Annotated in this window: 10 protein-coding genes; 4 read left to right on the plus strand and 6 right to left on the minus strand. The window is 66.2% G+C overall.

From position 1 onward, the window contains the following. The coding region (locus V9E98_15015) for a hypothetical protein (GenBank protein MEI2718274.1) at positions 1 to 648 on the minus strand (648 nt) is incomplete at its 3' end. Between the two features lie 180 nt (positions 649 to 828). Here V9E98_15015 and V9E98_15020 point away from each other — a divergent pair. From V9E98_15020 to V9E98_15030, 3 genes are all read left to right on the plus strand, one after another. Next, complete coding sequence (locus tag V9E98_15020) at positions 829 to 1386, plus strand: hypothetical protein (protein MEI2718275.1); 558 nt, start codon at positions 829 to 831, stop codon at positions 1384 to 1386. An 84-nt stretch (positions 1387 to 1470) separates the two neighbouring features. Further along, entirely contained in the window at positions 1471 to 9333 is a 7863-nt protein-coding gene (locus V9E98_15025; GenBank protein MEI2718276.1) for an isopeptide-forming domain-containing fimbrial protein, read from the plus strand. Between the two features lie 114 nt (positions 9334 to 9447). After that, the gene (locus V9E98_15030) at positions 9448 to 10290 is read left to right on the plus strand and encodes a class III extradiol ring-cleavage dioxygenase (GenBank protein ID MEI2718277.1); all 843 of its coding nucleotides are present in this window, start codon (positions 9448 to 9450) and stop codon (positions 10288 to 10290) included. Positions 10291 to 10335: 45 nt separating this feature from the next. Here V9E98_15030 and V9E98_15035 read toward each other — a convergent pair whose 3' ends face one another. From V9E98_15035 to V9E98_15045, 3 genes are all read right to left on the minus strand, one after another. Continuing rightward, positions 10336 to 11172 carry a carbonic anhydrase gene (locus tag V9E98_15035; GenBank protein MEI2718278.1) on the minus strand — a complete coding sequence of 279 codons (837 nt, stop codon included), beginning with the start codon at positions 11170 to 11172 and terminating at the stop codon, positions 10336 to 10338. Then, positions 11169 to 12692, minus strand: a complete 1524-nt coding sequence (locus V9E98_15040; GenBank protein ID MEI2718279.1) for an MFS transporter — start codon at positions 12690 to 12692, stop codon at positions 11169 to 11171. The genes V9E98_15035 and V9E98_15040 overlap by 4 nt, the downstream gene beginning before the upstream one ends. Before the next feature lie 79 nt (positions 12693 to 12771). Then, complete coding sequence (locus tag V9E98_15045; protein ID MEI2718280.1) at positions 12772 to 13077, minus strand: hypothetical protein; 306 nt, start codon at positions 13075 to 13077, stop codon at positions 12772 to 12774. Between the two features lie 58 nt (positions 13078 to 13135). Here V9E98_15045 and V9E98_15050 point away from each other — a divergent pair, with 58 nt between their 5' ends. Next, positions 13136 to 14239 carry a hypothetical protein gene (locus V9E98_15050; protein ID MEI2718281.1) on the plus strand — a complete coding sequence of 368 codons (1104 nt, stop codon included), beginning with the start codon at positions 13136 to 13138 and terminating at the stop codon, positions 14237 to 14239. 3 nt (positions 14240 to 14242) lie between these two features. Here the strand turns inward: V9E98_15050 and V9E98_15055 are convergent, their stop codons facing one another. Continuing rightward, entirely contained in the window at positions 14243 to 14701 is a 459-nt protein-coding gene (locus V9E98_15055) for an exonuclease domain-containing protein (protein MEI2718282.1), read from the minus strand. Positions 14702 to 15085: 384 nt separating this feature from the next. Next, on the minus strand, positions 15086 to 15348 hold a 263-nt coding region (locus V9E98_15060; protein MEI2718283.1), incomplete at its 5' end, for a hypothetical protein.

Genomic DNA, 15348 nt, shown 5'->3' on the forward strand with positions numbered 1-15348 from the left:
CTCCCACGAGTTGCCGGCGACCTGGTAGGCCTGGCCCGGCGAGGACCCCGGCACACCCACTGCGCTGAAGGTGCCCGGCGTCAACGACGTCGCAGCGCCCCACCACCAGACCGGCTGGACGCCGATGGGCTTGAGCGCCTTGATGACCCCGTACGGCGCCTGGTCGTTGCCGAACTTCCCGAAGTTCGACGCGATCACGAGATCCTTCTCGTCGACTTTGTTGTCGGTGAAGTCCTTCTGCACGGCGGCGATGCACGGCGCAGCGGCCTTCTCCCCTGCGTCGTATCGGGTCTGGCCCACCACCTGCGGGCACGAGTAGTTCTTGACGTAAACCGGCTTGAGGGTGGAGCGGTTCAGAACGGCGACACTGAGCCAGGTCCCTGACTTCGTCTCGAAGAACTGCCCCTGGAACGTGCTGTCGGGGATGTCGGCGTTCGGGTCGTCGATCCGGATCCCCGGTAGACCGAACAACTCCCCGTTGGTGTCCAGGTACACCGCCGGCGACGGGCTCGTGTCCAGAGCGCCGGACTTCGCGGTGAGCACCCGCTCGTCGGTCACCGTCACGGTGTCCGTGGCATATGCCGCGGTCGAGAGGCCAGAGAACGCAATGGCCGCCGACACCGTGGCGATGATCAGTTTTCCTCCCATGGGTCGGGAGTCTAGGCGCGGTGGACTGGCGCGGGGAAGGGCTTTCCGGCGGACCCCGCACGGCCTCCAGCGCGGAGTGTCCCGCGGTGACCGATACTGACCCCCGAAACCGGTAACCGCACGACACTCAACAATGGCGAGTGAGCCTGGCACCGCAACTCTCCCGGTAGTCTCGCCGTGATGGACGAGTCCGCCACCCAGACCGCTCCCAGCCTGCGCCTGGCCGGCGTGGGTGTCGTCGCATTCAGTTCGATCGCCTGGTGGCCTGCCTTCACACTCGGCGCCTGGGGCACGGTGTTCTTCCCGCAACTGCTCAGCCTGTGGGCGGTGGCCACTGCGGCCTTCGTGCTCGTGATCGTCTCGGGCTCGGTTCGGCGGCACGTCGGCTGGTGGTCGTTGGCCCTGTTGACCCCGACGCTGTGGTTGGTCCTTGCGATCGAGTTCGTGCCGGGGTCCCGGCCTCCGATGGCGTGGTTCGGCACCGTGGTCACTCTCGTGGGGGCACCTGCGATGGTCGCCATCCTGATCCGCTTCGCCGCACCCGACCTCGCCGAGGACGCCACTTGGCGCGACCGCTGGGCGGTGATCGCAGCCGTGGCGGTGGTCGTCGCGGCCGCGTACGGCCTCGGCACCGTCCAGGAACACATCTTCACGTGCGGCGACTTCACGATCAGCGGCAACTCGCAGCCGCCGGGATGCACACCCGGCGAGCCTTCCCTGGACATCGCGCGTCGCTGAGGGATAATTCGCGGCTCGTGCTGCGCACCTGAGGATGATGCGCAATACTAGGGGCGCTCTGCTTTCGACTTCAGGGGACTCGTAATGATGAAGAAGTGGCTCGGTGTGCTGTCTTCGGTGGCGGTTCTTATCGGTGGCCTCACCATGACAACGGCGCAGCCTGCCGCCGCCGCCGCGAGCGTGACGCTCGACAAATCGGCGCCTGGGTCGGTGCTGCTCGGGGACCCGGTCCCCTACACCCTTACGGCGAGCAACCCTGCGGGCAACGACCCGCTCTACAACGTGAGTTTCTCCGATGTGTTGCCCGCGGGCTTCGAGTACGTGGGACCGACCACCCCCGCCTCGGCCGGTGAGCCGACAGTGACCCAGACCTCAAGCGGGCAGACCCTGCTCGTGTGGAACAACGTCACCGACCTGCAGGCAGCATCCTCATTCGCGCTGAAGTTCGAGGCCCAACTCAAAACTCCCGTGCCAACGACGATTGTCCCCGTCGACACCAACACTGCCTACGTCTCGGGATCGACCAACGAGCGCCTGCTGCCGAAGTTCACCACCAATGGCGTACCCATCGCCGATCCCGAGGTGGTTTCCGACACCGCCACAGCGGACACGAAGCGGGCACCGTTCGTCGTCGAGAAGAAGAACACCAACAGCCCCGAAGGCGAATTGCTGCGCGGGGTCCACGACCAGCGATCGACCTACACGCTCACGATCCGCAACAACAAACACGTGCCGACGAACAACGTCACGCTCACCGACTACCTGCCGGCGCAGTTGGAGTTCCTCGGCTGCGGCAACCAGGACAACTCCGCCGGACCGGAGTACCCGGGGTCCGGTCCGCTGGGTGATCCTGCTGTGAACCCGGACCCGTGCCCGAACCCAGTCAGCGTCGAGACCGTGGACAGCCCCCAGGACGTCCCTGGACTCGGTGACCTCACGGGCGTCTACACGGCCGTGACATGGAACGTCGGCAACCTCGCCGCCAATGAGGTCCAAGAGATCAAGTACGTCGCGGGCATCCCGCTCAACGCGAACACGATGACATGGAACCCAGGTCCGGCGCCCTCCGCAGGCAGCCTGGAACAGGGCTCCAATCTCGACAACAACAACGGCGCATCTACCCGGGAGTTGGGCGAGCAGTCGATCACCAACGAGGTCTCCGCCCAGGGCGCCTTCCAGGGAACCGCACCGTCCAACCCGGTGACGGTCACCGAGAAACACACGGTGACCATCGAGGACGTGCGGATGCAGAAGTCCGTGTCGCCCAGTGACTTCACCCCGGGCGGAATCGCCACCTTCACCATGGACATCCAAGCCAGCGAGTACATGGATGCGTCGAACATCGTCGTCACCGACACGCTGCCCAACGGCTACTGCCCGCTGGGTGCTACCGGCACCACCTCCTGGGCCGCCGAACCGTTGTGCACTGCGCAGGCGGCTGACCCCAAGCCCACTCCTGGGTTTGCGAGCGTGCCGACATGGGACAACGGCTCCAAGACCTACAACGTCGTGTTCCAGCCACTGGCCAGCATCATCGCCAACGGATCCGCAACCGTTACGCTGCCGGCCCGCATGCTCCCCAACTACCGTGACGGCGACGCGCTGGGCGCCCGCACCGTGGCAGGCGACGGTTTCACCAACACCGTGGAACTGACCGCCAAGACCAACGCGATCAAGGACTCCGACGACAACCCGGTCGAGCCGGGCGAAGAGACTGTCGGGGACACCTCGCAAGCAGAGCAAGGCACTCCTCTGCCCACGATCAGCAAGGAGATCAAGACGCGTGCCGCACCCCCGGATTTCCCGGGCGGCATGAAGTGCGACCCGACCGTCGCACCCCCCTACGTCTCCGACCCCGACCCGCTGCCCGCCTTCCGCAAGGGCGACGTCATCTGCTTCAAACTGCGGGTGGACTTCCCCAAGACCATTGACACGAAGAATGCGGTGGTCACCGACTTCCCGCCGGTCGGCACGGAGTTCGTCGTGCTTGACGAACCAGAGACGGGTAACAACACGTTCGCGGTCACCGGGAACAACAACGTGACCGTGACGCCCGACCTGACCGCAACCAAGTTCGTGCTCACCCTCGGCGACGGGGGCTTCGTGCCCAAGAACGGCGTGTTCGAGGCCACCTTCGCCGTGCGTGTTCTGGAACCCGGCACCGGGACCAAGCCGGAGATCACCGGCAACCTCATGAAGATGCGCACCGAGAACACCGCTGGTGTCGCGCAGTCCTACCGCGACCAGGCCGAGTACGACCTGCTTCCGCCGCCGAACCTGTCCATCGACAAAGGTGTCATCGCAACGGACAAGCCCAGTGCGACCTACCCGGCAGTGAGCCCTCTGCAGGACAACAAGCCCATCGAGCAGGGCGGAACCGCCACCTTCCAGATCAACATCGAGAATCAGCCGCAGACGCCAGGTTCGGACTACTCGGTGCGCGGTGTGCAGGTGTGGGACCGCTTGCCCGAGCAGTTGACGTGCTCGGCGGTGAACCTCGCCGCCCTGGCGTACATCAAGCCCGGTTCGAGCACCGAGTTGCCGCTGCCGGCAGGTATCGCCACCTGTGACGACGCGTCCGGCGGCAGCATCCTCAAGTGGGTCTTCCCGACTCCGGACCTGGCCGACGCCTACTCCATCGACGTGGACCAGACTCTGTCCCTGATCTACACCATGAAGGTCCCGGACGAGGCGGCAGCAGGCACGAATTACGCCAACACCGCCGGTGTGCGGCAGTTCGAGGCGTTCACGGACATTCCCGGGATCACGGCCACGTACATCCCCGCGGAGAACATCGATCCGACCCAGGATCCCAAGGCAGATTCGCCGCCTCTGAAGGACCCGTCCAACGTGTTCATCCCGGGTGCCGAGGTGGCCAAGGACGCCGAAACCTCTCTGACCGAGACCAACAACAACTTCAAGACCCAGGCCACCATCGGTGAGACGATCACCTACACGTACGAGGTGACCGTGCAGAAGGGAACCACGGTCTATCGAGGGGTGCTCTCGGACGCCCTGCCCACGGGCATCGACTTCGTGTCGCTGGTCAAGGCCGAGTTGGTGGGCTCGTCGACACCATTGCCTGACCTGGGCTTCACGATCGATGCGACGAACGGCACGCTGACCTTCCCCGTGAAGTGGATCAACGACACTTCCGGGGACCAGACGTTCCGTGTGACCGTGACGGCGAAAGTCGGCCAAGCGGCCGCAACCTGCGGCCAGGCCACGTGCACTCTGCCGACGCAAACCGTCGCGAACAACGTGAAGAGGACGAACACCGCGAAGTTCGAGAGCTTCACCGCCGAATCGGGCGGCACGAAGACCGAGACCACCACGCCGTACGACATGTTCGTCATGCAGCCGAGCCCGAGTATCACGAAGACGGCCAATCCGACTTCGGTGACCTCTACCGCGACGGACATCACGTACACGTTGCGCGCCTCCTCGTCGGGCACCCGCCCGCCGCTGCACGACGTGACCATCGTCGACTGCGTCCCGGACACCCTCACGGTCAAGACCGTCAACAACGGCGGAACGCTCGGGACAAACCCGAACTGCGACACGAGCGATAAGGTCTCGATCACGTGGACCTTCGACCCGCTAGTGCCGGGCACGCCCAAGGACGTCACCTACGTCGCGAACATCAAGCCCGGCTCGCCGGCCGACGTGAAGTTCAAGAACACGGTCGGTATGAGCGGCACCAGCATGCCCGGCGACGTGACAGGTGAGCGCACCTACCTCACGGGCGCGAATGCCGAGGTGTTCATCACAGGAGCGTCGATCGACAAGACCGTGACGCCCGCGGTGGCGACCATCGGCGAGACCGCGACCTACACGATCGACACCAAGTTGCCGGACGCCGCGTACCAGAACTTGGTGGTGCTCGATACACTCCCGCAGTACATCGACTACGCCGACGTCTCGGACATCGCGCTTACGTGCTTTACCACCGACAGCAGCTACCAGAACCCCGCTGCGTGCTCCACGGGCGTCACGGCCACGCTGCTCGGGCCTGACCCCGGGAGCCCCGGCGCCACGGGCCAGCAGATCGGCTGGTCGTTCGACGCTCTGCCGAACCAGGACAAGCACCGGATCATCCGGATCTCCTACAAGTCCCGCGTGAGCGATCTGCCGCAGAACGTGGCTGGGGCGACCCGGACGAACTCGGCCAGCGCAGGGTACGGCTACGCCACCAAGCCCGAGACGCTGGCTGCGGCACAGAACCCCCCGAAAACCATCGGATCTGACGGCGCGACCATCACGCTCACCGAGCCGAACCTGAAGATCGCGAAAATGGTCAACGGTGAGGACGCGATCACCGCCCTGCCGGACGACACCTTCGGCTACACGATCAACGTCACCAACCCGCAGCGCACCGGCGGCGTTCCCACCAGCACCGCCTATGCGGTGAAGGTGCGTGACTGCGTACCGGACGGCGTCGCAGTAGTGAATCCCGGCACCGGAACAGTGGGCACAGACAACACTTGCACGACCACTGACAAGGTTTCAGTCAGTTGGCCGACGATCACCTCCCTGGCGGTCGGTGACAGCCAGCAGTACACCTACACCGCCAAGCTCAAGGGCAACACGACGACCGCGCAGACCAACGTCGTGAGCGCGCTCGAGTGGACCAGCCTGACGCCCGATCCGAACAACCCCGACATCCGCACGTACGGGCCGATCACGGCCGACGCGGTAGTCACCCCCGTGCTGCCGGACGTGAAGATCGAGAAGTTCAACTCCGACGCAGTGGCGTACATCGCCCAGCCGTACACGTGGTCGATCGAGGTGACCAACCCCAGCACTCGCGATCCCGGGCCCACGGCCTACCAGGTGAAGGTGGACGATGTCCTGCCGCCGAACTGGACCTACAAGGCCGGCACGACTGTCATCACCTTCGATGGCAACCAGGTCTCGACAGACGATCCCACGGTGGACTCCAGCAACCCGCTGGCCGTCAAACTCGCCTGGGACACCAAGACCGACCTGCCGGTGAACAAGAAGATCGTCATCACCTTCCAGGCGACCCCAGGTGCCGACGTGGTGGACGACCCCGGTGTCGGCATCGACGTGACTCCGAAGGTTCCGCACATCAACACCGCCAACACCACGTGGAACCCCGGCGAACCGACTGACGGCTGGACCCCGGTGACGTCGGGCAACGTCACCGCGCAGACGGGGATCGCGTCGGCGGATCTGGAGTTGACCAAGTCCCACGTCACGTACTACACCCCGGCGCTGCAGGACGAGGACAATGTCATCCCGGGCACGCAGTTCAAGTGGAAGCTGCAGGTCAAGAACAACGGTCCGGACAATGCTGTCGGCCCGTACGTGGTCGTGGACACCCTGCCCGCAGGCAACACCTACGTCGGCTCCCAGGGAACCGACTGGACCTGCGAGCAGGATCAGGTGGACGCGCAGAAGATCACCTGCACGCACCCCAATGCCGGAACCGACGGGCTGGCCAAGGACGCCAGCCTGCCGGACCTTCTCCTGACGGTGTCGGTCGACATCGACGCGCCGCCGACGATGGAGAACACCGCCACGGTGACCGGCCAGACCTACGACCCGAACCCGGCGAACAACACCGGCAAGGACACGGTCACCCCGCTGCCCCCGAGCGTGCAGATCGAAAAGTTCAACTCCGACGACGTGGCGTACATCGACCAGCCGTACACGTGGCGCCTGGAGATCACCAACCCCAGCGAGAACGTTCCTGGACCCACCGCCTACCAGGTGAGCGCCAGCGACGTACTCCCGCCGAACTGGACCTACCAGGCCGGCAGCACGGTGATCACGCTGGACGGAACTGAGATCTCGACAGACGATCCCACGGTGGACTCCAGCAACCCGCTGGCCGTCAAACTCGCCTGGGACACCAAGACCGACCTGCCGGTGAACAAGAAGATCGTCATCACGTTCCAGGCGACCCCAGGTGCCGACGTCGTGGACGACCCCGGTGTCGGTATCGACGTGACCCCGAAGGTTCCGCACATCAACACCGCCAACACCTCCTGGTACCCCGGAACCCCCACCACCGAATGGCAACTGCAGACGTCGGGCAACGTCACCGCGCAGACCGCCATCGGACTCGCGGATCTGCAGATCGTGAAACTCCACCGCACCGACTACCCGAAGTCGTGGAACGTGGCCGACAACGAGGTCGTCCCGGGCACGGAGTTCGAGTGGGTTCTGCAGGTGTCCAACAACGGGCCCGACCCGAGCGTGGGCCAGTTCACCGTTGTGGACACCCTGCCCGATGGGGTGGAGTACCGCGGCTACAACGACGGTGCCGGATGGTCCTGCAACGCCGTGGGACAGTTCGTGACGTGCACCAACCCCGGACCGGTCGATGGGATTGCGAAGGGTGCGAGCCTTGAGGACCTGGTGCTGACGGTGTACGTGGATGAGGCCGCGACCGCCAACCAGCGCAACACCGCGACGGTGACCGGCAAGACCCTCGACCCGAACCCCGTGAACAACACCGCGACCGACGAGGTCACGTTGCGGCCACTGGCGGACCTGGCGATCGAGAAGAGCCGGACCCAGCCGTACGTGGTGGGCAACCAGGTGACGTACACGCTGGCGGTGACCAACCTGGGGCCGTCGGTGTCGGTGAAGGACATCACCGTGGTCGACACCCTGCCCACGGGCCTGTCGATCGCATCGATCGACGCCGGACCGTGGGAGTGCCAGCCCACCAGCGGCGAGACGGACACGTTGACCTGTGTGCTCAAGCAGGACCTCGCGCCGAATGAGCAGGCGCCGCTGATCAACGTCACCGTCGACGTCCTGGAGAGCCCCGGTGACGAGGCGGTCAACACCGCCGAGGTGACCGGTACGACTCCGGACCCCAACCCGGACAACAACACGGACACCGTGACGGATCCGGTGGTCAGCGACGTGCAACTCGAGATCGCGAAGAAGACCACCGGCGCGAACCCGGTGACGGCCGGTACTGCCACCGAATTCACCATCACCGTGTCGAACCTGGGCCCGGCGAAGGCGAAAAACGTCGTCGTGGTCGACCAGTTGGAAGCCGGGCTGCGGGCGACGTCGGCGACGGGCACCGGATGGACCTGCGACGTGGGGTCCGGCACAACGGTGACCTGCACGCGGGCCAACTTCCCGCTGTCGGCCTCACCGTCGGACATCGTGATCAAGGCCGACGTGGACAAGGCGGTACCTGGTGGCACCACGTTGAAGAATGTGGCGACCGTGACCACGACCTCGCCGCAGCCCGGTGGCAACCCGCCCCCGGCGACGTCCACCGTGGACGTGGTCGCGAAGTCCGACCTCGCGATCTCGAAGACCCACGACGGTGGGCCCTGGAAGATCGGCGGAACGGGGACGTGGAACGTGCGCGTGGTCAACAACGGGCCGTCCGACAACCCCGGGCCGATCACAGTGATCGACACGCTGCCGAACGGCAACGAGTTCCTGTCGGCCGCCGGGGACGGGTGGACGTGCACCGCCAGTGGCCGTACGGTCACCTGCGTGTACGCGGCCGGCCTGGTCGTGGGACAGTCGGCGGAGTTCTCGATCCGGGTGAACGTCGTGACCGGCGCGGCACCGTCGGTCGTGAACCCGGCCGAGGTGACGTCACCGATCCCGGACACCGATCCGTCGAACAACACAGCCACAGACGAGGTCCGGGTGCTGCGTTCGGCACAGACCGCGAACAAACTGCCTCCGAACCCGAAGGTCCTCCCGGCGAGCACCACCGAGCAGGGTCAGAAGATCCGCACTAAGGTGCGCTGCCGTCCGCTGAAGAGCTCTGCGGCAGGCGAGGCCAGCTTCTGCAACGTGCGCAAGAACAAGGAGGGTACCGTCCGCGTGACGGTCTTCGGCACCAGGCCGGTGCTGGTCATAGTGACCCAGTTCGCCAAGGGCACCAAGGACTACCGCCCATTCAAGCGGGTAAAGAAGTACCGCGTGCGCCCGTAAGGCCCGTCGGCCGAAGCACGCCAGCGCCGGTCCAGCCTGCGGTGACGGGCTGGACCGGCGCTGGCGCCTTTTGCGGCATTGACATTTGCTTGATCACTCAACTACATTGAGATGGTGCAGATCGCCTACGAGAACCGTCTTCCGACTCTGCTGCGCCGAGAAGCTGCGCGCACGGCCTGGCGGGAGGGTGATCCAGCACTACCGGCCCTGTACATCGGACACGGGGCGCCACCGTTGTTCGAGGATGCGCTGTGGATCGAGCAACTGTCACAATGGGCCGACGCCCTACCCGTTCCCAAGGGCATCCTCATCGTGTCCGCGCATTGGGAGGCCGCTCCCCTGAGTCTGAGCGCCGTCGCAACGCGCGAGGTTGTCTACGATTTCGGCGGGTTCCACCCGCGTTACTACCAGATGCGCTACGACACCCCGGCCGGCGAGGCGTTGGCCGGGGACGTGCTGTCCGCGCTACCCGACGGCTGGCCCGTTCACCAGCACGCCAGCCGTGGACTCGATCACGGAGCGTGGGTGCCCTTGAAGGTGATGTACCCCGGCGCGACGATCCCGGTCCTGCAACTGTCCCTGCCAAGCCAGAAGCCTGAGGATCTTCTGCGGCTCGGCCAGGCTCTGAAGTCGCTGCGAGAGCGCGGCATCCTTGTGATCGGGTCGGGGTTCATGACGCACGGTCTGCCGTTCCTGACCCCGGACATGTTCTACGGCAATGCCGTCCCAGGATGGTCCCGGGAGTTCGACCATTGGGCGGCGGACGCGCTCGCGCGCCGCGACCTCGACGAACTCGCAGGCTTTCGCGACAACGCGCCGGGGTTGCCTTACGCCCACCCGACGGTCGAGCACTTCACACCGCTGTTCGTGACGCTGGGGGCAGCAGACGGTCCCATCGAGACCCCGATCGAGGGATATGCCTTCGGGTTGTCCAAGCGCAGCCTGCAGGTGGCCTGAGGCGGAAATGCGGAATTCCGGCAACTCAGTGGTCGGAAATTCGCATCAGCCCAAGAGCGCCCGGATGTGCAGCGAGCGGACCACCGCGTCGACGAACCCCGGCATCTGCTCCTCGGGCGGCGGCGGGAACAACCCGTGACGCCAGTCGAGATGTAGGTCCGGTAGTCCCACGAGTCGGCTCGCGAGGTCGTACACGCCGAACGCAGCGCCGAGTCGCTCCCCCAGATGTTCGGCGAAGATCCGCTGCATCGCATCGGCGGCGATCGCGGCGTTGACGACCACCGCCGCATCCACCAGCGCCTTGCGGTAGCCCGGTCGCAGAATCACGTCCGCGCCGTAATGGCTGCGCAGGCCCACATCGGCACCGTGCACGGCAGGCACGATCGTGTCCACGATCCGTCGCAACGGAAGGTTCGCCGACAGCCCGAGGTAGGTGTTGGGGGCAACGTACGCGTCGACGGCGGCCTGGACGGCCCCGCAGCCCGTGTGGCCGACCACCGCGAGCAAGCGCACGCTCGGCAGGTGGGTGACCGCGTAGTCGATGCTCCCGACACAGTCGGAGCCGAGGATGTTGCCGGCCACCCGGACCGCGAACAGGTCGTTGGCCGACTGCGAGAAGACCAGTTCCAGCGGGACGCGGGCATCCGCACACCCGAGCACAACCGCCATCGGTTCCTGGGCAGGCGCCTCACCCGGGCGATCTCCCAGCCCGAGCTCCTCCGCGGTGATCGGAATGACGTACCGGTGGTCTCCTCGAGCCTGTCCCATCTCCGCGAACGCGGAGTTGCCCATGTGCAGCATGAGCATGGCGTCCTGCCCCGACGCCGGGACGCGCTCGACGGCCTCGGAGTCAGGATCGTACTGCCACGTGATCTCGATCAATGCGACACCAATTCGTTGACGGCTTCCTTGCGCCCGGGCAGCAACCGCCACGTGACGACGGCGCCGAAGATCAGCACACCCGCGCCGACCCACGTGGTCACCTGCAGGGCTTGGGTGAACGCTACATGGATCGCCTCGGTCAAGGACGCCGCGACATCTGCCGGGAGTTCGGCCATCGCCTGGAAACCCTCCCCAGGTGACTCCGCGGCGGCGACACCGACGTCCGGCGGAACCCCCACCGGGAGTGTCAGCGTCCCCTGGTAGACCGCGGTGAGCACGCTGCCCAGCAGGGCGATGCCCAGCGCGGTACCGAGTTCGTAGCCGGTCTCGGACACCCCCGACGCCGCACCGGCCCGGTCCTTCGGCGCGACGGCCAGCACGGTGTCCGACGCGATCGTCAACGCCACCCCGTCGCCGGCACCGATGAGGATCAGCGGCACGGCGAACACGAGGTATTCCTCGGAGTCGAGGACGAAGGCGATCGCCGCCATCCCCAGACCGATGGCGAGCAACCCGACGGCCGTCGCGGGACCCCGGCCGAAACGGCGCATGATGTTCCCGGCCAGCAGGGCCGCCACCAGCGCAGCCAGCGTGGCGGGCAGTTCGAACAGCCCCGCCTGCAGCGGTTCGAGCCCCTTGATGAACTGCAGGTACTGCGAGAAGAAGAACAGCGCGCCGGCCAGCCCGAACACCGACAGCAGCATGCCGAGAACCGCGCCTGTGAACGGACCGGAGGCGAACAGGCGCACATCCACCAACGGATGCTCAAGACGTCGTTGCCGCTGGATGAACCAGGTCAGCGCCACCGCGCCGATCAGGCCCGCAACCAGGTACTGCACCTCGAACCCACGGATCGCCATCTCCTTGATCGCGTAGACCAGGCCGAGGATCCCCACCATCGACAACGCGACCGACAGCCCGTCGAGTGGGCCGGGAGCCGGGTCGCGCGACTCCCGCAGGGTGGGCAACCCGATGATGAGCACCAACGCCATGATCGGCACATTCACGAGGAACACCGCGCCCCACCAGAAGTGCTGCAGCAGCGCGCCGCCGAACAACGGGCCGGCCGCAGCGCCCGCTGCCCCCATCGCGCTCCACACCCCGATCGCGAAGCTGCGCTCGGTGTCGTCGGTGAAGGTGGACCGCATCAGGGCGAGCGTCGAGGGCATCAACGTCGCCCCGGCCACGCCGAGCAGCGCACGGCTCAGGATGAGCATCTCCGCTGTGGCTGAGTACGCGGCGACGATGGAGATCAGCGCGAACAGGGTGCCGCCCACCATCAACAGCAACTTGCGGCCGAAGCGGTCGCCGAGGTTGCCCATGGTGATCAGCAGGCCGGCCAGCACGAAGGAGTAGATGTCTCCGATCCACAGCACCTGGGAGGCCGTGGGCTTGAGATCCGCCACGATGCTCGGGGTGGCCAGACTCAGGACCGTGCCATCGACGGCGACCAGGAAGACCGCGAGCGACATGGCCGACAGTGCCCACCAGCGCCGGGGGTCCTTGCGCGTCGCGTCCATCGGTGGCAAGGCTACGCGGGGCGATCCGCGGTTCGCTCAGTCCACGTTGTGAAGAAATGACACCTCACGTGCCACATCTTCACAACGAAACGCCCAGATCCGGATTCGTCACACTGGCGCGGACGGTCTTGCCCTTGCGGACGGTGAACTTGGTCTTGCTGCGCTCACAGGCGCCAGGTCGCACTGTCAACCGATACGTACCGACCGGAAGTTCCATCTTCTTGCCCGGCTTGACGGCGACCTTGTAGTCCTTGCGGACCACGCGGGCCAGGCACCCCTCGTCCACGGAGATCCGCGCGTAACCGGTGATCACGATGACCCCGGGCGCCGGCACAGGCACCGCCAACAGCCCTGCGGCGAGCACGACGGGTACGACCCTCTTCATGGCTGCCTCCGTCTCCAGGCTACGCCCGGGGACCGGGTGCGTGGCTAGGGTGATCTCCGTGCCGATGTTCGTCTTCGTGCTGGGTCTGCTGCTGTGGTTCGCGGCGACCTCATCGGTCATGCGGACACTGGTGGTCTCCCGTGGCAGTTCGGGCCTGAACCGACTCAAGAACGTCGCTCTTCTCGGCTGCTTCCGCGCCGTGGCACGGCGGACGAACTCGTATGCGGCGCGCGACCGGATCCTTACGTTCTACGCGCCCACGGCCATCGTTTCGTCCCTGCTGATGTGGCTGCTGATGTATTTCTTGGCGTACGGGATGATGATGTGGGCGTTCTCGCCGCTGAGTTTCCCCACCTCGCTTCGCGAGGCAGGATCGAGCCTTTTCACCTTGGGCTACGCCACCACGGAGCGGGCCAGCCTCACCGGCCTCGACTTCGTCGCTGCCGCCACGGGCCCCATCGTCATCGGTCTTCTCATCGGCTACTTGCCCACCTTCTATGCGGCCTACCAGAGTCGTGAGGCCGATGCCACCCTCCTGCTGGCACGCGGTGGCGAACCGAACTGGGCACCGGAGATGATCAGGCGCCATGCACTGGTCCGCAACGTGGACCGGCTCGACACCCTGTGGCCGGCGTGGGAGCGATGGGCTGCGGAGGTGGGCGAGAGCCACACGAACTTCCCTGTGTTGATCCAGATGCGTTCTGCACGGCCACACCGCAACTGGCTGATCTCCCTGTTGTGTGTGATGGACACCGCCGCGATCCACATGTCATTGAACCCCGAACAGCCGCAAGGGGCCATGCGTGTGGCGTTGCGGCAGGGAATCGTTTGCATGCAGGAGTTGTGCACCGTGCTGCGCATCCCCTACGACGCGGACCCCCTGCCTGACCGCCCCACCTCGGTCAGTCCGGACGACTTCCTGCAGGCCTGCGAGTACATGGCCAGCGGCGGCTACACCTGGCAGCGGGACCCGGCCGAGGCCTACCGCCACTTCCGGGGGTGGCGCGCCAATTACGAGGACCTGGCGTATGCCATCGCTCGTGAGATCGACGCGGTGCCTGCACCATGGAGCGGTCCGCGCACCCCGCCGCTGCCAGTGATCGCCGCCGATACTCAGCCCAATCGGAGCCCCGACCGGCCCGAGGGCACAGGGCGGGCGTGAGTTTCAGGCGCCGGCCTCGATCCGCTTGGCCAGCTCGGTGCGGACCATGGCGTCTCGTGCCTCGCCCAACGTGACGATCCCACGCTCGGCCAACTGCGGAATCATGCGCACCAGGACCTCCGCGGTGGCCAGTGCGTCGCCGAGTGCGGTGTGCCTGCCGAATACTTCGACGCCGTAGCGCTCACAGACGTAGTCCAGACCGTGCCGTGCTTCCGGATGGGTCTCTAGCACCGCCGACAGCAGCATGGTGTCCAGCGCCAGGGGCTCCAAGTGGATCCCCGCGGATTCCGCCGCGGGGCGCAGAAAGCCGAAGTCGAATCCTGTGTGGTGGGCGACCAGTACGGAATCGGCGGCGTACGTCGCGAACTGCGACACCACCTCGGCCGGACCCTCGGCGTCGACCACCATTTCGTCGGTGATCCCGTGGAAAGTCGTGGACAGTTCTGGGATGCGGATGCCCAGGGTTGATCAACGCGTCGAACGTATCGTCGGCGCGCACCACGCCACCATCGACGCGCACCGCCCCGATGGCCACGAGCCGATCCCCGGCGTCCACATGCAGACCGGTCGTCTCGCAGTCGACCACCGTGAAGACGATGTCGGCCAGCGGCGTCTGCAACCATTGCTCGCGGGTGGGCACAGGTCGGGAGGGCCGCGACAGGTCCACGCTCAGACCCGACCACCGGACCCTCGGCGTGCTCGGCCGCCGGGTTCCCGACCACCAGCACCATCGCCGGCTCGTCCGGGCCGGTCAGGCGCACCAGACGGATCGCCGTCTCGCCGACCACCGCGCGAGGCCGTTCGCCGGCCAACGCCCGGGTGAGGAGCGGCAGGAAGTCCTCGGCGTCAAAGACCCCAAGGATGCTCCGGCCGGCCGCCAGTGGGCGTCCTGCCACTGAGCGCCCGCCGTGCCGCGGGATTGACCAGCAGGACCCGGCCACGGTCGTCGACCACGCCCACTGGAACGTCGAGGCCCGAGAGCACCGCCATCAGTCCGTCGCGTTCGAGCCGCAGTTCGTCGTGGGCAGCGGCGAGCTGCTCCTGCAGCCTGGCCTCAGCACCCGCGTGACGTTCGGCCAGCGTGTTGATCGCGCGCTCGGTGGCCGTGT

This window comes from Candidatus Nanopelagicales bacterium (assembly GCA_037045355.1).
GTDB lineage: Bacteria > Actinomycetota > Actinomycetes > S36-B12.